Annotated in this window: 17 protein-coding genes; 10 read left to right on the top strand and 7 right to left on the bottom strand. The window is 49.3% G+C overall.

The window, feature by feature from the left end; all coding sequences use genetic code 11:
* Positions 1-3 precede the first annotated feature (3 nt).
* From HWI92_RS03220 to HWI92_RS03205, 4 genes are all read left to right on the top strand, one after another.
* Positions 4-1,083, top strand: coding sequence for a mevalonate kinase family protein (locus HWI92_RS03220; RefSeq protein ID WP_204660760.1), 1,080 nt, complete (start codon positions 4-6; stop codon positions 1,081-1,083).
* Between the two features lie 190 nt (positions 1,084-1,273).
* A complete protein-coding gene (ispG, locus tag HWI92_RS03215) occupies positions 1,274-3,268 on the top strand; it encodes a (E)-4-hydroxy-3-methylbut-2-enyl-diphosphate synthase (RefSeq protein ID WP_204660759.1) in 1,995 nt (664 codons plus the stop codon).
* Between the two features lie 33 nt (positions 3,269-3,301).
* On the top strand, positions 3,302-3,481 hold the full coding sequence (locus HWI92_RS03210) for a DUF6728 family protein (RefSeq protein ID WP_204660758.1): 180 nt from the start codon (positions 3,302-3,304) through the stop codon (positions 3,479-3,481).
* The gene (locus tag HWI92_RS03205) at positions 3,478-3,840 is read left to right on the top strand and encodes an MmcQ/YjbR family DNA-binding protein (RefSeq protein ID WP_204660757.1); all 363 of its coding nucleotides are present in this window, start codon (positions 3,478-3,480) and stop codon (positions 3,838-3,840) included. Before HWI92_RS03210 ends, HWI92_RS03205 begins: the two co-directional genes overlap by 4 nt.
* 30 nt (positions 3,841-3,870) lie before the next feature.
* Here the strand turns inward: HWI92_RS03205 and gldC are convergent, their stop codons facing one another.
* Both gldC and HWI92_RS03195 read right to left on the bottom strand, forming a co-directional pair.
* Positions 3,871-4,212, bottom strand: coding sequence for a gliding motility protein GldC (gene gldC, locus HWI92_RS03200; RefSeq protein WP_204660756.1), 342 nt, complete (start codon positions 4,210-4,212; stop codon positions 3,871-3,873).
* 48 nt (positions 4,213-4,260) lie between these two features.
* Positions 4,261-4,986, bottom strand: coding sequence for a DUF4197 domain-containing protein (locus HWI92_RS03195; RefSeq protein WP_204660755.1), 726 nt, complete (start codon positions 4,984-4,986; stop codon positions 4,261-4,263).
* Positions 4,987-5,089: 103 nt separating this feature from the next.
* Between HWI92_RS03195 and HWI92_RS03190 the strand changes: the two genes are divergently transcribed.
* From HWI92_RS03190 to HWI92_RS03170, 5 genes are read left to right on the top strand one after another with little or no spacing between them, the layout of a single operon-like run.
* Positions 5,090-6,361: a competence/damage-inducible protein A gene (locus tag HWI92_RS03190; protein ID WP_204660754.1), complete on the top strand. Its 1,272-nt coding sequence runs from the start codon at positions 5,090-5,092 to the stop codon at positions 6,359-6,361.
* Between the two features lie 30 nt (positions 6,362-6,391).
* Positions 6,392-7,693 (top strand): dihydrolipoamide acetyltransferase family protein, encoded by a 1,302-nt coding sequence (locus HWI92_RS03185; protein WP_204660753.1) that lies wholly within the window; start codon positions 6,392-6,394, stop codon positions 7,691-7,693.
* Positions 7,693-8,226: a 5' nucleotidase, NT5C type gene (locus HWI92_RS03180; protein WP_204660752.1), complete on the top strand. Its 534-nt coding sequence runs from the start codon at positions 7,693-7,695 to the stop codon at positions 8,224-8,226. The genes HWI92_RS03185 and HWI92_RS03180 overlap by 1 nt, the downstream gene beginning before the upstream one ends.
* A complete protein-coding gene (locus tag HWI92_RS03175) occupies positions 8,223-8,900 on the top strand; it encodes a response regulator transcription factor (protein WP_204660751.1) in 678 nt (225 codons plus the stop codon). The genes HWI92_RS03180 and HWI92_RS03175 overlap by 4 nt, the downstream gene beginning before the upstream one ends.
* Before the next feature lies 1 nt (position 8,901).
* The gene (locus tag HWI92_RS03170) at positions 8,902-10,281 is read left to right on the top strand and encodes a sensor histidine kinase (RefSeq protein ID WP_204660750.1); all 1,380 of its coding nucleotides are present in this window, start codon (positions 8,902-8,904) and stop codon (positions 10,279-10,281) included.
* Positions 10,282-10,576: 295 nt separating this feature from the next.
* Here HWI92_RS03170 and HWI92_RS03165 read toward each other — a convergent pair whose 3' ends face one another.
* The 3 genes from HWI92_RS03165 to HWI92_RS03155 all read right to left on the bottom strand — a co-directional run bounded on the left by HWI92_RS03165 (position 10,577) and on the right by HWI92_RS03155 (position 12,922).
* Entirely contained in the window at positions 10,577-11,323 is a 747-nt protein-coding gene (locus tag HWI92_RS03165; protein ID WP_204660749.1) for an acyl-CoA desaturase, read from the bottom strand.
* Positions 11,324-11,450: 127 nt separating this feature from the next.
* Positions 11,451-12,110 (bottom strand): DUF4159 domain-containing protein, encoded by a 660-nt coding sequence (locus HWI92_RS03160; protein WP_204660748.1) that lies wholly within the window; start codon positions 12,108-12,110, stop codon positions 11,451-11,453.
* Positions 12,111-12,211: 101 nt separating this feature from the next.
* Complete coding sequence (locus tag HWI92_RS03155) at positions 12,212-12,922, bottom strand: RsmE family RNA methyltransferase (protein WP_204660747.1); 711 nt, start codon at positions 12,920-12,922, stop codon at positions 12,212-12,214.
* Between the two features lie 390 nt (positions 12,923-13,312).
* Here HWI92_RS03155 and HWI92_RS03150 point away from each other — a divergent pair, with 390 nt between their 5' ends.
* Positions 13,313-14,323 (top strand): glutamine synthetase beta-grasp domain-containing protein, encoded by a 1,011-nt coding sequence (locus HWI92_RS03150; protein ID WP_204660746.1) that lies wholly within the window; start codon positions 13,313-13,315, stop codon positions 14,321-14,323.
* Positions 14,324-14,398: 75 nt separating this feature from the next.
* Here HWI92_RS03150 and HWI92_RS03145 read toward each other — a convergent pair whose 3' ends face one another.
* Positions 14,399-14,950 carry a hypothetical protein gene (locus tag HWI92_RS03145; RefSeq protein WP_204660745.1) on the bottom strand — a complete coding sequence of 184 codons (552 nt, stop codon included), beginning with the start codon at positions 14,948-14,950 and terminating at the stop codon, positions 14,399-14,401.
* A 36-nt stretch (positions 14,951-14,986) separates the two neighbouring features.
* A complete protein-coding gene (locus HWI92_RS03140) occupies positions 14,987-17,173 on the bottom strand; it encodes a glutamine synthetase III family protein (RefSeq protein WP_204660744.1) in 2,187 nt (728 codons plus the stop codon).
* Positions 17,174-17,288: the final 115 nt, after the last annotated feature.

Raw genomic sequence — 17,288 nt, 5'->3', positions numbered from 1 at the left:
TTCATGAAAATTTCCACCCCGGGCCGCATTTGCCTGTTCGGTGAGCACCAGGATTACCTTGGATTGCCCGTCATCGCGGCTGCCATTTCCAGAAGGATCAGCGTGGAGGGAGATTATCGCAGTGACAACCGCGTGATCCTCCGCCTCCCCGACCTCGGTGCGCAACTTGAACTTGACATTACAAATACCTTCCCCTACGTCACACAGCGGGACTACTTCCGTAGTACGATCAATGTGCTGAAAAGAAGAGGGATTACTTTTTCAAAAGGCTTCGACTGTACCATTCAGGGCAACATCCCGATCAACTCGGGTACGTCGAGCTCATCGGCACTCATCGTTTCCTGGGCCAATTTCCTGGACCGGATGAGTGATAAGCCGGCCTACTTTTCGGACAAGGAGCTGGGCGAAATCGCCAATGCTGCCGAGGTACTCGAATTCGGCGAGCCTGGCGGCATGATGGACAACTATTCCACTGCGATCGGGAATGTGATCTATCTTGAATCCACTCCTGAAATCCATGTGGAAGCACTTACTCCCACGCTGGGCACATTTGTACTGGGCGACTCGCTGGAACCCAAAGACACCCTGGGCATCCTGGCGCGTTGCCGCTATGGTATGGAGGCCGTGATTGCCAGGGTAAAAGCGCACGATTCTGCGTTTTCTATTTTTACAACACCCCTTGAAAAAATTGCAGAATACCGCAGTTACCTGAGCGAAGACGACCACAGCCTGCTGAAAGCCAACATTGAAGACCGCGATATATTGGTAGCGGGAAAAGATTTGTTGTTGAAAAATGCCGTACATGCATCCGAAGGTGATTTCCACAGCGAGTTCGGCGCATTGCTTTACAGGCATCATGAAAACCTCCGCGACCACAAACGCACGTCCACTCCCAAGATTGAGCGCATGATGGATGCAGCCCTGGCAGCAGGTGCCCTGGGCGGAAAAATCAATGGCTCGGGCGGTGGCGGCTGTATGTTTGCCTATGCTCCTGAAAATGCCGGTGCAGTAGCCGCAGCCATTGAACGGGCCGGCGGTAAAAGCTACATGATCACAGTGGATTCAGGCACGAGGGTTGAATAAAGTTTTACAATCGTTTTTACAGATATACAAGCAAACATCCCGGCGTACCTCCGTCCGGGATGTTTTACATTTTACCCTACTTTAAAAAGCACGATTGTGATTCCGATTGTGTTTTAGTTTTGTGACCTTTGCGTACCGGCGCAACCCGTACCTGCGGCATACACCGGTACGATACACCCAGAAATTTGCAATGATTCTTTCGGAACAAAAGACCCATCTTTATTGTCCCAGCCTCACCTCCTACCAGCGCAGGGAAACGATCACGATCAACATTGGCGGCATTCCGATGGGGTCCGATTATCCGATCCGTATCCAATCCATGACCACGGTGGACACGATGGATACCCAGGGCTCCATTGATGAGGTGATCAGGATGGTGGAGTCCGGTTGTGAGTATGTGCGCATCACGGCACCCAGTGTAAAAGAGGCACAAAATCTAGAAAATATCCGTAATGGACTGCGCAAGGCAGGTATACAGGTCCCGCTCATTGCCGACATTCACTTTACCCCGAATGCAGCGGAGCTGGCAGCGCGGATTGTTGAAAAAGTAAGGATCAACCCGGGCAACTATGCCGACCGCAAGCGGTTTGAGGTGATCGACTATACGGATGCCTCCTACGCTGCCGAGCTCGAACGTATCCGCGAGAAGTTTATTCCCTTGGTAAAAATCTGCAAGGAATATGGTACGGCAATGCGCATTGGTACCAACCACGGTTCGCTTTCTGACCGGATCCTGAGCCGCTATGGCGATACGCCGCTTGGTATGGTGGAGTCGGCTCTGGAATTTCTGCGAATTTGTGAAGAACTGAACTACTACAATATTGCGCTTTCCATGAAGTCCAGCAACACGCAGGTCATGGTGGAAGCCTACCGCCTGCTGGTACAGCGGCTGGATGAAGAAGGACTTAAACCTTATCCGCTGCACCTGGGCGTAACAGAAGCCGGCGAGGCCGAAGATGGCCGCATTAAATCTGCCGTGGGCATAGGCACCCTGCTTGAAGACGGCCTGGGTGATACGGTACGCGTGTCACTGACCGAGGCGCCCGAGCATGAGGCACCGGTAGCCCGCGCGCTGGTGGAACGCTATACAAACCGCCAGCCGCACGCGCCGATTCAGCCGATCAGCCATTGTCCGATCAATCCTTTTCAGTATTCCCGGCGGGATACATCCGAAGTTTACAATATCGGTCATCTGAATGTACCACGTGTCATTGCAGACTATTCTGATATTGAGATACAAAGCCTGAACGATCTGAAAAGTATCGGGCACTTTTTCCTGCCTGTTCCCGACAAGTGGGCAATGAACGACCAGGGAGCCGATTTCATTTATACCGGCCGCAGACCGGTCCCTTTTATGCTGCCCAATGGTCTGAAAGAAATTATTGATTATCCTGTCTGGGCTGATCATGTGGACCGGTCTAATAAGTTTCCGCTTTTCCAGGCAGATGAATGGCTGAATGCCGAAGCATATTCCGGAGTACTCAATTTTGTCCGCGGGAGTATCCATGATTTTGACCAGGCATTTCTGGAAAAAATAGTAGGCAATGCGCACGCGGTGCTGGTTTTATATACCGATAACCATCATGCAATGCCTGAGCTGAGACGCTTCTTTTACACGCTGGTTGAAATGGGAATCAGAATACCCGTGATTGTGGAGCGGCCTTATGCCGCTGATATGGGAGATAAACTTACACTTTACTCAGCTACTGACCTGGGCGGCCTGCTGGTGGACGGCTTTGGCGACGGAACGATGCTGATACAGCAATTTGAAGCAAATGCCGCTCATTCTGAAAGACTGAAAGCAGCGGCAAGCTTCAATAGCATTGCATTTGGTATTCTGCAGGCGGCACGTACCAGGATGTCGAAAACGGAATATATTTCCTGCCCGTCATGCGGCCGTACCCTTTTTGACCTGCAGGAAACTACTGCCATGATCCGCAAGCATACGGAGCATCTGAAAGGTATCAAAATCGGGATTATGGGCTGCATTGTCAACGGCCCGGGTGAGATGGCCGATGCCGACTACGGCTATGTAGGCATGGGCAAAGATAAAATCGCACTCTATCGCGGCCAGGAGGTCATCAAACGGTCGGTACATGCAAGTAAGGCAGTGGATGAGTTGATTGACCTGATCCGTGAGGATGGCCGGTGGATTGAGCCGGACGAGCAGGAGATTTTAGCATAAGCTTTTGAAAAACATCATCTTAGATAAGATACTATGAAAAAATACTTTCAACTCGGCGATGTGTTCTACTACTTCGTGCGGGTATTCAGAAAACCGGATCCTAATGCTCCTACCAGCTTCAACCTGCGTATGATGCACGGTATCAACAGGATATCCATCGTGATGTTCCTGATCTGTCTGGTTGTCATGATTGTAAGAGCCATCATGCGATGAATGTTGAATCATTGCGCGAGTACTGCCTGTCGCTGCCCGGCACGTCGGAAAGTCTTCCTTTCGGGCCGGACACCCTGGTGTTTAAAGTGGGCGGAAAAGTATTCCTGCTGACACCCCTGGACGAATTACGGATGCAGTTCAATGCCAAATGTGATCCCGAAAAAGCCGAGGAATTGCGCTCAACCTATGACGACGTACAGCCGGGCTACCACATGAATAAAAAACATTGGAATACGGTGTACGTAACAGGCAGCATTCCCAGTGAACTGCTTTTTCAATGGGTAAAAGACTCGTATGATCTCGTTTTTGCCTCGCTCTCCAAAAAAGAACGAGAGGCTATGGAGCAAGAAAAAGCCTGACGGTAACCGTCAGGCTTTTTCTTGTTGCAGCTATTTTGCTGCTTTCATTTCCTCGTCAAGCTTTTTGCTCAGGATCTCGCAGGTTCCCTCGATGGCCTCTGCCATCGCTTTGTCCCCGGTAGCGGTCAGCATCGTGTCCGCAATGCCGCTCATCAGCTCGATATAAAACCGTTTCATATCGAAAACCTCCATATCCTTGGTCCAGAGGTCTATTTTCAGGGTTCCTTTATGGTAATGATCCCAAACCGCGATGGCGATGGCACGGGTATCATTGATGCCTTCATTGGGGTTGTCCGTCGCATCCCAGAATATTTTTTCAGGTATACTCTGCTGGTCAAGTTCAACGGTGAAATGTATTTCCGATTTTTTCATAACAGGTGAATTTTCGGTAAAAGTAAACATTTGACCGCAGAATGGTCCCTACTTCCCTGCCTGGCTGAAAACCTTTTTGAGCGTATCGGTAACCCTGGCGACAGGATCTTCACGGATTTTTTTCTCCTCCTGAGCAATCAGCACATACAAGCCGTCGATGGTTTTCTGTGTTGCATAACTTTTAAGGTCCGGATCAACCTTCTTCACGAAAGGCAGCTGATTGTAGGTTTTTACAATATCTGCATAATACTCGGTTGCTTTGTTGAGCTTTAATGTACTGTCTACTACCGGTGAAAAGGTTTTGAACAGTTCATCATTGGTACTCTTCCGTAAATATTGCGTAGCGGCATCGTCCGAGCCTTTCAGGATGCCCAGTGCGTCGGGCACGGTCATGGAAGTAATGGCTTTCACAAAAATGGGCCTTGACTTTTTGGCCGCATCTTCGGCAGCCCGGTTGAGCGAAAGTGTAAACTTGTCGACCTGCTCGCCCAGTCCCATTTTTCTCAAGGTCTCGGCCACCTTCTGCGCTTCGGGCGGCACGGCTATTTTAATCAGTTCGTTTTTAAAGAACCCATCGACTCTGGAAGCTTCTGTGGCTCCCTTGGTAGCTCCTACATTGAGGGCTTCCTTAAGACCTTTAACAACTTCATTCTCACTCAGGCCGCGGCTCTTGCCCCCGAAAACTTCGGCTACTTTACCCAGATTGAACTGGGCCTGGGAAGGAAGTGCAAGTGTGGTAAAGACCATCAAAAAAGCGATTATTCTGGATTTCATAGGGTGTTTCATTGTATTGGATTACTAAATTTTAACGTAGCCATTAAAGATTAATTTTACTTATTTTTGGAGAAAATCGGTCCCATTCAACGCATACAAGACCATGTCAGCTACCATCAGGGCAGAAGTTTTAACGATCGGGGACGAAATCCTCTTCGGACAGATTACCGACACCAATACGCAGTGGATCGGCACCCAGCTCACTGACATTGGCATCCGACCCATCCGGAAAACATCTGTGGGTGACAACCGCCAGCACATTCTCGACGCTTTGCAAGAAGCGAGCCAGCGTGTGGATGTGGTGATAATTACCGGCGGCCTCGGCCCTACCCGCGACGATATTACCAAGCATACCTTGTGCGCGTATTTTGGGACAAGCCTGGAAATCAACCAGGATGCACTGGCACTCGTCACCTCGTTTTTTGAAAAACGCGGCCGCGCCATGACCGACCTGAATATCCAGCAAGCTGCACTGCCGCTTAATGCAACCTATGTCCCGAATCTCTGGGGTACAGCGCCGGGCATGTGGTTTGATCATGAAAATGTCGTGTATGTGTCGCTGCCGGGTGTTCCGTATGAGATGAAAAACCTCATGGAGTTTGAGATTCTGCCCAGGCTCAAAGCACGCTTTGCCACGCCGGTGATCATTCATAAATCGGTGCGAACCATCGGCATCGGAGAAAGCTTCCTGGCTGAAACGATTGCTGCATGGGAAAGTGCATTGCCGGAGCATATCAAGCTGGCCTATCTTCCGCATTTCGGCCAGGTACGCCTGCGACTCACGGGTACTTCGCCGGATGAGGTGGTTTTACGGCAGGAGTTGCAGGCACAGGTAGACCTGCTTGTACCGCAGATTGAAGAATATATTTTTGGTTATGATGGGGACGATCTTGAAACCGTCGTCGGCACACTGCTGTTACAGGCCGGTGCTACCCTGGGTACGGCAGAAAGCTGCACAGGCGGTTTTGTGGCACACCAGATCACCGCGGTGCCGGGCTCGTCGGCATACTTTGAGGGCTCCGTGGTAAGTTACAGCAACCGGATCAAGACGACGGTGCTGGGCGTATCCGCTCAGATACTGGAACAGTACGGGGCCGTGAGCGAGCAGACCGCCCGGGAAATGGCCGAAGGTGCCCGCCGGGTACTGAACACAACTTACGCGATTGCCACCACCGGCATAGCCGGCCCGACTGGCGGCACACCCGAAAAGCCCGTAGGTACCGTCTGGATTGCCTGTGCCACACCCGATGAAACATTTACCCAGCTCCTGACATTGAGAAACAACAGGAAAATCAATATAGAACTTACATCGTCCTACGCGCTCAATCTGCTGCGTAAGACCATTTTGAAAACAAACCTGGCTGTAAAAGACTGAGCAGCCTGGCTTGCGGACGTCGTACGATATATGAAAATAGTAGAAATGGTTATGCCCCCGCTCGGGGAAAGTATTCTGGAATGCACTGTGCTGCACCTGCTGAAAAGTGTGGGCGATACTGTTGCATTGGACGATTCCATTCTCGAAGTTGCCACGGACAAAGTGGATACGGAGGTGCCCTGCCCGGTATCCGGTGAAATAGCGGAGTGGCTGGTTCGTGAAAATGACATTGTTGCGATTGGCAGCGCAGTTGCCCGTATCCGTGTTGAGGATGGGGTTGAACTGCCCGAGGAAAGTCCCGCCGACGAAGGCCCGGAGCCTGAGCTTGCCGTAGCCGAATCTGTTGCCTACCTGGAAAGCGGCTTTTCCAGCGCACTCGATCACAAAACAGACCCAGTACCTGCGGAAACTCCCCGAAACCAGGGCGAAGGAAATCCGTTTTACTCACCGCTTGTGCTGAGCATTGCACGGCAGGAGCATGTCAGCACGGCAGAGCTCGCGGGCATACCAGGTACGGGCGTCGACGAGCGTGTGACGAAGAACGACATTTTAGCCTACCTCGCCGAACGAAAAAACAAAGCCAGCCTGCCGGCACCTGCTCCCGCGACATCCGTCAACGGATCCAGCGAGATCATTGAGATGGACCGCATGCGGAAAATGATTTCACAGCGCATGACCGAGTCGAGGCGCATTTCTGCCCACGTGACTTCTTTTATCGAGGCGGATATGACACCGGTTGTTAACTGGCGGGAAAGTGTTAAAGGTGATTACCGCAAAAAGACCGGGGGCAGCATTACATTTACCCCCATCCTGATTGAAGCGGTGGCGAAAGCGATCCGGGACTATCCGATGATCAACATCTCTGTTGACGGTGATAAAATCATAAGGAAAAACGATATCAACATTGGAATGGCGGTGGCACTGCCCGACGGCAACCTGATTGTGCCGGTGATTCACCGCGCCGACCAATACGACCTGCCCGGGCTGGCAGATAAAGTAAATGACCTGGCAAGGCGTGCGCGGGAAAACAAGCTGAAAGCCGACGACGTTGCAGGAGGAACTTATACGGTTTCCAATATCGGTGCATTCTCCAACCTCATGGGAACGCCCATTATTGTGCAGCCGCAGGTGGCGATCATGGCTTTTGGCGCGATCAAGAAAAAACCTGCTGTAATTGAAACGCCGCAGGGTGACCTGATCGGAATCAGGAGCATGATGTTTATCTCCCATTCTTATGACCATCGGGTTGTGGACGGCTCACTGGGCGGGCTGTTCCTGAAAAGGGTGAACGATTATCTTGAGAATTTTGACACGCAAAGAAAAATTAGCTGATGCTGAGACTTACGCTGGACATGGACGATGTGCTGGCCGATACGCATCAGAAGCTGGTACATATTATACTGAACGAGTTTTCGAATACACTCACCGAGCAGCAGCTTTATTCCAGGGCATTGCGCGAACTGCTGCATCCGAAGCAGCTTAACCGGCTCCACAAGATCATGGACTCGCCGGGTTTTTTCGCGGATATACCCGTCAAAGAGGGAGCTGTTGAAACGGTTCACAGGCTCTCACATTACTATGAAATTTTTGTAGCTACGGCGTGCATGGAATTTCCTGCTTCGTTCCGCGACAAATTTGACTGGCTGGCCCGGCATTTTTCTTTTATACCCTGGACAAACATCGTGTTTTGCGGGTACAAGAGCATTATACAGTCCGACTACCTGATCGATGACCATGTAAGAAACCTGGCGGCATTTACAGGAGAAGGTATTCTATTTTCTGCTCCGCACAATCTGAAAGACACCCAGTACCGGCGCGTATCCAGCTGGCAGGAAGTATCCGAACTTTTTTTACCCATCAAATGAAGCTGCTGCTGATCGAAGACGAGCCAAAGACCGTGCAATCCCTCAAACAGGGGCTGGAAGAAAACGGGTACGAAGTGGACATTGCATATGACGGGCTTATTGGCCGGCAGCTTTCGCGCAATAATACCTACCAGCTGATCATCAGCGACATCATCATTCCCGGACTCAATGGGATTGAGCTCTGCCGTGAAATCAGAAGCCGGGGCAACGAAACACCGATCCTGATGCTCACTGCCCTGGGAACTACGGACGATAAAGTGACGGGCCTCGATGCCGGTGCGGATGATTACCTTGTCAAACCATTTGAATTCAAGGAATTGCTGGCAAGGGTGCGTGCGCTTACCAAACGCGGTTCGGCCGTGGCACATACGGCTCAGGTGTTGAAGTTTGCCGACCTCGAAGTATCCCTGGATGCAAAAACCGTATATCGTTCGGGAAATAAAATCAATCTGACGGCTCGGGAATTTAACCTGCTGGTGTACCTGATCCGCAACCAGGGACGTGTGATTTCCAAGGTGGAAATTGCCGAGCAGGTCTGGGACATCGACTTTGATACAGGTACTAATGTGATTGAGGTGTATGTAAACTATCTCCGGAAAAAGATCGATAAGGATTATCCTGTGAAGCTCATCCATACGCAGTTTGGAATGGGCTATGTGCTAAAAGTAGAATAGTATGCAAATCCGCACCCGACTTACGGTTCAGTTTTCCCTGCTGGTAAGCGGCATTTTGCTGATCACATTCGTTGCTATCTATTTTTTTACCTACTACAATGTTACAGAAGACTTTTACGACCGGCTCAGGTCCAAAGCCAAGTCGCAGGCGGAACTGCTTCTGAACATCAATATGCCTCAGGTCAACTCAGACGTGCTCAAAGCATTGGACGAGACCAACCGGGACCTCATTTACGACGAAAACACGTTTATTTTTGACGAGAAGAACCGCCTCATTTATACCAACCGTACTTCGTCCCACAAATCCATTCACGTTTCTAACTACTGGCTTGACGAGATCCGCAAAGCCGGCCAGATCCGCTACATGGACGGGGATTACAAGGTGGTGGGGCTGTATTATAAATATCCCTACAACCGGGCGGTGGTACTGCTGGGCGCAAAAGACTTGTATGGTCAGGCCAACCTGTCTAACCTGAGCACGCTGCTGGTAGTTCTTTTCCTGATCGTGACCATTATTGTGGCGATTGCGGGATGGATCTTCTCTAAAAGGGCGCTGAGGCCAATCTCAAAAGTAATGAATGCAGTGGAGGGGATTTTACCTCAGAAACTGGATACCCGCCTGGACGTCCCTAACCAGCGGGATGAGATCGGCCGGCTCACGGTAACTTTTAACAAACTGCTCGAACGTATTGAAACTGCTTTTCAGATGCAGAAAATCTTTGTGGCAAATGTCTCGCACGAGCTCAAAAATCCATTGACCAAGATCCGTTCGCAGCTGGAAGTAAGTATGCTGAAGGAGCGGAATGCGGGGGAATACCGCATAACGATTCAGTCGGTGCTGGAAGATATTCAGGAACTGGCGCAGCTTTCCAATACGCTGCTTGAACTGGCCAAGGTAAGTGAAGACCAGCGCGATCTGCTCACAGAAACCATCCGGGTGGACGATCTGCTGCTCGACTGCCGGGTGAGCCTCGGACAGGCTAATCCAGGCTACAATATCCTGTTGAAATTTGATGAACTGCCTGAGGACGATGCCTGGCTTGAACTTACCGGAAACTCTACGCTCCTGAAAACCGCATTTCTCAACCTGATGGAAAATGCATGCAAGTTCTCGGAAGATCACACTGTAAGCGTGAGCCTGAGGGCAGCACCGGATATTATTTCTGTTGATTTTTCGGATAAGGGAAAGGGAATCCCGAAAGAAGATCAGAGCCTTGTTTTTCAGCCTTTTTACCGCAGTGATAATACGGCCAGTATCAAAGGGTACGGCATTGGCCTGTCACTGGTTGACCGAATTGTGAAGCTTCATAGCGGGAATGTTACCATCGACTCTGAGCAGCCCAAAGGGACAACATTCCACGTAAATTTCGCACGCCTCTAAGTAAATTCTAACTTTTTATTAACTCCATTCTAAGTATTGCATTCTTAATTTGTATTGTCGGACGGTAAAGAGCCGGAAGACCTTATCAGGAATTTCATTTTTTGTGGTGTTAATAAGCAAATTTGGCAGGTGTGTATTTCACGCCTGCCAATTTTTTGTTTGGGGAAAGGTGAGGGGTAGTCAGGGGTAGTCAGGTGTAGTCAGGGGTGGTCAGGTCTTGTAACAAGCGGTCCAACGGCGTACAATACTTGACAATACTTGACAATACTTGACCACACCTGACTATACCTGCCCCTTAATGCTTTTTCCTAATCTCAATAATCTTCAGCCGGCTGAGCAGGCGGATGACGGGGTAAGTTGGATCAACTTCATACCATCTGGATCCGAAATTGATAGAGTTGGGACGCTTGTGGTGGTTGTTCTGGAAGAGTTCACCCAGCATAAGGAAATCGAAGATCAGTGAGTTTTTGGACTCGTCTCTGTTGTCGAAATTCTGGTAGCCATATTTGTGACCGCTCCAGTTGACAATTGCACCGTGGATCGGTCCCATCAGAAAGTGAATAGGCAGCAGGAAGAAAAATGCCCAGTGCATATCCAGATACTTGTAGGCCAGGACGTAAAACGACAGGTAGATGATACCCCAGCCAATGCGTGAGGCCCATGAATCGCCCAGCTTTTCCACAAAATTCCACTCAGGGTAATTGCGTTCAAAACGGTTTTCGATGGCGCGCTTGCGGTGCAGTACTGCATTGTAAATATGCTTTGTCTCCCACATCATCGTAAAAACATTTTTGGTATGGTGTGGTGAGTGCGGATCTCTTTCGGTATCGCTGAATGCATGGTGCATCCGGTGGAGAATGGCGTATGCGCGCGGACTAAGGTATGAGGAGCCTTGGGATATGTACGTAAGCAGGTAAAAAAAGCGCTCCCATGGTTTGCTCATGAGGAACATTTTATGAGCAGAATAGCGGTGCAGGAAAAATGTCTGGCAGAATAGAGATAGGTACCAATGTACTGCAAAAACGATAAGGACTACGTACATGAACTAAGGAAATTTTAACGAATGAAGTTTGTACAAAAGTAAGACCGAAACATCAGAAAACCGAAGGTTCATCTACATTATTTGGAATATATCTATATAGCATTTGCCTCTTGCCTGCTTATGCCATTTACAATATCATGAAAGCGTAACTCAGCAGGTTAGCGCCCATCTGAAGTGCTTTCCGGCGCATTTCTTCGGGATCATTGTACACGCTCTGATCTTCCCACCCATTCCCGAGATCGGTTTCATAGCTGTAATAGCAAATAAGCCGTCCCTGCCAGATCAGCCCGAACCCCTGCGGCTGCTTGCCATCATGCTCATGTACTTTCGGAAGGCCTTCGGGAAAGTTATACTTGACGTGATAAATGGGATGATCATACGGCAACTCGACAAAGCTCAGTTCAGGAAAAACCTTTTTCATCTCCCGCCTGATAAACTGGTCGAGCCCATAGTTATCATCCACATGCAGGAACCCGCCCGAAAGCAGGTAATTCCGCAGATTAACTGCCTCTGCATCCGAAAAAACCACATTCCCGTGACCGGTCATATGTACAAACGGGTATGCAAAAATATCCTGGCTACCCACCTCCACGACATCTTCGGTCGGATTGATGTTCATTTTCAGCTCGGCATTGCAGAATTTGATCAGGTTGGGCAAAGAGGTTTTGTTGGCATACCAGTCGCCCCCTCCCCCATATTTTAACTTGGCGATTTTCAGTGAAGACTGCGCCTGTGTGGCAAGAGTAATGCAAAGGAGGAAAGCTGTGAGTATGTGCCGGATGTACATGATGTTGATTTGATGAATGAGCGACGAACTGATGAGGGGAATAAGCTACCTACCTGACTGACCGGATTCTTACTGTTCTTTTCTCTTGTTTTCCTTTTCTCCTACCCCAAAAACTGCGCCAGATTGATCGCGTGACAGCCGGAGACAGCGGCTGTTTCTGTCCGTAACCTTGTGGGTCCCAGAGATACGGTTTCAAAACCGTGGTCGAGAGCGAGTGATACTTCCTCCGGGGTGAAATCCCCTTCCGGACCGATCAGCAGGCTGGTATCCGAATGCTGCTTTACCTTGCTGAAAACGTGGGGTACCGTGTCATGCCCGGGAACATACGCAATCAGTCTGACCGCCTCGGTTCTGGACTTTATAAACGTATCCAGCTGGTTATTTACTGTAATTTCGGGCATATAAAATTGTTGCGACTGCTTCATGGCTGCTACCGCAATGCGCGTCAGCCTGGTCAGGTTCACGACGCGGTTCATGGTTTCCTGGTGGGTATGCTCGGTAATCAGGAAATCAATGCGGTCCACTCCCATTTCGGTCATTTTTTCAACCATCCATTCATTGCGCTCCGCCTTGCGCGTAGGTGCGATGCCCATGTTCACGCGGTATGGCCTCCTGGGCTGCACCACCTTTTCAACAATTTCATAACCTACACGCCGCCCCTGCACATTCAGAATACACCTGGCGAGCATACCCTTGCCGTCGGTTACGTAAATCACTTCACCCGAAGTCAGGCGCAGTACTTTGGTGCTGTGCCGGGCTTCTTCCTCGTCCAGTTCAAACGTGCCGGGATCCGGCTGAAAAAACAAATGCATTGATATCGAAATATTGTAATATACTAAGAAATGAAACCTCTACAAATAAGGTAAAATTTCCTTTATCTACCAGGTTCTGAAGATGAAAATACCAGTTTGTGACAGATTGAAGGAATTAATGCATTTTCTGGCATTTTGCTACTAAAATCGGTTGTACAGTAGAATTTTTAACTTCTTTAATGCAATATTCTATAAATAATCATGCATGCCGGGTGCATTTAAACATGCCCGATTTATTGAAAAAATACATCTTTTCCTGACGATTCTGCTATACACGCAATAATATTCTGTCTTGTATGAATTTTTCTTAGAGATTATTTTTTGCAAATACATTTTTGCATTAATATTGTGCCGTCTAAAATATTCGTCACCACTTTATCTAGTACTATTATGTCAAAAGCCAAGCTGGAATATATTTGGTTGGATGGCTATAAGCCGACCCAAAGTTTACGCAGCAAAACCAAAATTGAAAACGATTTTAGTGGAAAACTGGAAGATTGCGCAATGTGGTCGTTTGATGGCTCATCTACCGAGCAGGCTCCCGGCGGTTCTTCCGACTGTTTACTGAAACCTGTTTACATTATTCCTGATCCACAGCGCAAAAATGGCTACCTGGTAATGTGCGAGGTATTGAACGCTGACGGAACCGCTCACGAATCAAACGGTCGTGCAACTATCGAGGACGACGATAACGACTTCTGGTTCGGATTTGAACAAGAATATTTCCTTTGGGACAACGAGACCAACAAACCACTGGGCTTCCCTGCCAATGGCTACCCGGCTCCGCAAGGTCCATACTACTGCTCAGTAGGCGCAAAAAATGCTTACGGACGCGAAATTATCGAGGAACACCTTGACGTTTGTCTGGATGCCGGCCTGAACGTTGAAGGTATCAATGCTGAGGTGGCAGCAGGACAGTGGGAATTTCAGATCTTCGCAAAAGGCGCGAAAGAAGCTGGTGACCAGATCTGGCTGGGCCGCTACCTGCTTGAAAGAATCGGTGAAAAATACGGTGTATCCATCAACTGGCACTGCAAGCCGCTTGGCGACCTTGACTGGAATGGTTCAGGCATGCACGCCAACTTCTCAAATGGTGTTTTGAGAACTGCCGGAAGCAAAGAAACTTTCGATAAAGTTTGCGAAGCATTCCGTCCCGTAGTGAAAGAGCACATTGATGTTTACGGCGCTGATAACCACCTGCGTTTGACCGGAAAGCACGAAACTGCTTCTATCCACGATTTCAGCTACGGTGTTTCTGACCGTGGTGCTTCTATCCGTATCCCTGTCATGGTTCCTCAAAAAGGATGGAGCGGATACCTGGAAGATCGTCGCCCGAACTCGGCTGCTGATCCCTATAAAGTTGCTGCACGTATTATCAAAACCGTTAAATCTGCGGTTTAGTCAGTACAATGCATATAAATAAAAAAACCACCGTACGGTGGTTTTTTTATTTATATGCATTTCATTTCAAAAGCATTACTCTTCGTCCTGACTTCCGGCAAAAGAATACAGCGTCGCATCCAGCTCCACATTGCCCGCATTGTATGCATCAATGAAATCACTGATGATTTTGTCCGTAATTTCCGTCTTGTTCAACCCTACTTCCAGGCCTACGCCGTATTCGAAAGTAGCATCCACTTCCACGTGCTCGCGTACGGTAATCTCTTCATTTTCCTCAATTTCCTCGATATACTCGGTCAGCAGCAACTCGGCATCATCGTCTTCTTCTTCGTCTGCCACGTAATCGTCCGGCCGCTCATCGGGGGAGATGTAGTCGGGCATCTGTTTCTTAAGCCTTTCCAGCGCCTCGTCGTAAACGAGTGTCGAGTGGTGCAGGCGCAAGGTGTAGATCAGTGCGTCGTAGATGACCTCCTGCCCGTTGTAAGTTCCTACAAACTGCACATGCGCATGCTCGGTGTTTTCATTCTCATCTTCAAATTCGTCCTCAACCCGGACAAAGTTGGCTTGCTCAGCTTTGCACTCCTGTTTGAGCTGTGCAATTTCTTCTGGATCATATCCCGCGTTCATAGTATCTCTCTTGGTGAATGGAAACTTTGACTAAAACTATTCCAAAAATAGCATTTCGCGGTATTTGGCCAAAGGCCAGTCCTCATCATCAATGAGCAGCTCCAACTTGTCGACATGGTAGCGGATTTGTTCAAAGTAGCCTTTTACCTCTGAACCATAGCGTTTTGCCCTTTCATAAAGGTCTTCCACAGCATTGGCAGCCTTGCGCGCTTCGGTCATATCATGCACCAGTTTTTTAATCACAACCACGTGCGAGGATATGTCCCGGATGATTTCCCTGATCGGCGCGGCTTCTTCCAGCATTTCCAGGTCAGTAAGTGAGCGGGCGGTTTGTGCCAGCTTAAACTGGTATTTGACCACGGTAGACACGATGTGGTTCAATGAAAGATCGCCGATTACCCTGGATTCGATCTGTAACTTTTTAACATAATTTTCGAGCTCAATTTCGTACCGTGCATTCAGCTCACGGGCCGAGAGTATCCCCATTCGTTCAAAAACCTGAATGGTACTGTCGCTGGTGTAAGCATACAATGCATCATAAGTGGCACTGATGTTGCTCAGTCCGCGGCTTTCTGCCATTTTCACCCATTCCTCAGAGTAACCATTTCCTTCAAACAGGATGTCTTTTGATTCCGTAAAATATCTTTTTAAAATTCCCACAACCGCTACCTTTTTCTCCTCCCCGGCAGAGAGCCGCTCTTCCATATCGCGACGGAACTCCATCAGCTGGTTTGCGACGATCGTGTTCAGGATAATCATGGGCGAGGCACTGTTCTGCGAGCTGCCCACAGCCCGGTACTCAAATTTATTTCCGGTAAAACAAAAAGGAGAAGTCCGGTTGCGGTCGGTGTTGTCCCTTTGCAGGTTGGGAATGCGCGAAATGCCGAGTTTATAGTAAAAATTTTCCCCTTTTTCCAGGGTAATCTCTCCCTTATTAACCAGCTCTTCCAGCATCGTAGTGAGATCTTTCCCCAAAAAAACAGAAATAATGGAGGGCGGCGCTTCATTCGCACCCAGCCGGTGCTCGTTTCCAGCCGAGCATATTGAGGCACGCAGCAGGTCCGCATGGTCGTGCACAGCTTTCACTACATTAATAAGGAAAGTCAGGAAGCGCAGGTTTTCCTTGGGTTTGGAAGTTGGCTGCAGGAGGTTAATTCCGGTATTCGTATTCAGCGACCAGTTATTATGCTTTCCGCTTCCATTGATTCCTGCAAATGGTTTTTCATGAAAAAGAACCTGGAAATTATGCCGGTCGCCTACCTTCTGCATCAGGTCCATCAGCAATGCATTGTGGTCCACGGCCAGGTTTACTTCTTCAAAAGTGGGCGCACACTCGTACTGGCCGGGTGCTACCTCATTATGGCGCGTCCTGACCGGAATCCCCAGTTTCAATGCTTCAAACTCAAAATCGACCATGAATGCATTTACCCTGGGCGAGATGGACCCGAAGTAGTGATCGTCCAGCTGCTGGCCGCGTGCAGGACTATGACCGAATACCGTGCGCCCGGTCATCAGCAGGTCGGGCCGGGCGTAATACAATGCTTTATCAACCAGAAAATACTCCTGCTCAATGCCGAGGGTCGGAGTTACCTTGTCCACGTCGCGGTTAAAATACTGGCTCACGGCAGTGGCAGCCTTGTCGAGCATCACAAGCGAACGCAGCAAAGGTGCCTTGTAATCCAGCGCCTCACCTGTATAGGATATAAATACCGAAGGAATGCAGAGTGTTTTGCCGCCCGCCCCGTTGTCCATCAGGAATGCAGGCGAGCTGGGATCCCAGCCGGTATAGCCACGCGCTTCAAAGGTAGCGCGCAATCCGCCGCTCGGGAACGAAGATGCATCCGGCTCCTGTTGCACAAGTGCGCTTCCCTTGAACTTCTCCACGGCTTTTCCGTCGAGGGTAAGATCAAAAAAGGAGTCGTGCTTTTCGGCGGTAGTGCCTGTGAGTGGCTGAAACCAGTGCGTGTAGTGCGTGGCGCCTTTGGAAATCGCCCACGACTTCATGGCCGCAGCTACTTCTTCGGCCACATCCCGGTCAATGATCGAGCCCGAGCGGATTGCATTGGAGATCCGGGTATAAGCCTCTGCCGAAAGCAGGGTTTTCATGACCTGGTCACTGAATGTATTGCTGCCGTAAAGGTCGGCTACTTTCTCTGATGGAGGGGACAGAACCGGTGAGACCCGGCCCTGGGCAATTTCAAATGCCTTGGAGCGAAATGTCATTTCGTACTGATTTATATTAATTCTTCCCAAAATTATGTATTTGGGTTTTTGAATCGCAAACTACGGGTTACAATTTCCTTAGAATATATGGAGTGCGTTACCTGATGTACCAATT

It is taken from the genome of Dyadobacter sandarakinus (assembly GCF_016894445.1).
In the GTDB taxonomy this organism is placed as follows: Bacteria; Bacteroidota; Bacteroidia; order Cytophagales; family Spirosomataceae; genus Dyadobacter; species Dyadobacter sandarakinus.
This window is presented reverse-complemented; position numbering and strand designations above follow the sequence as displayed.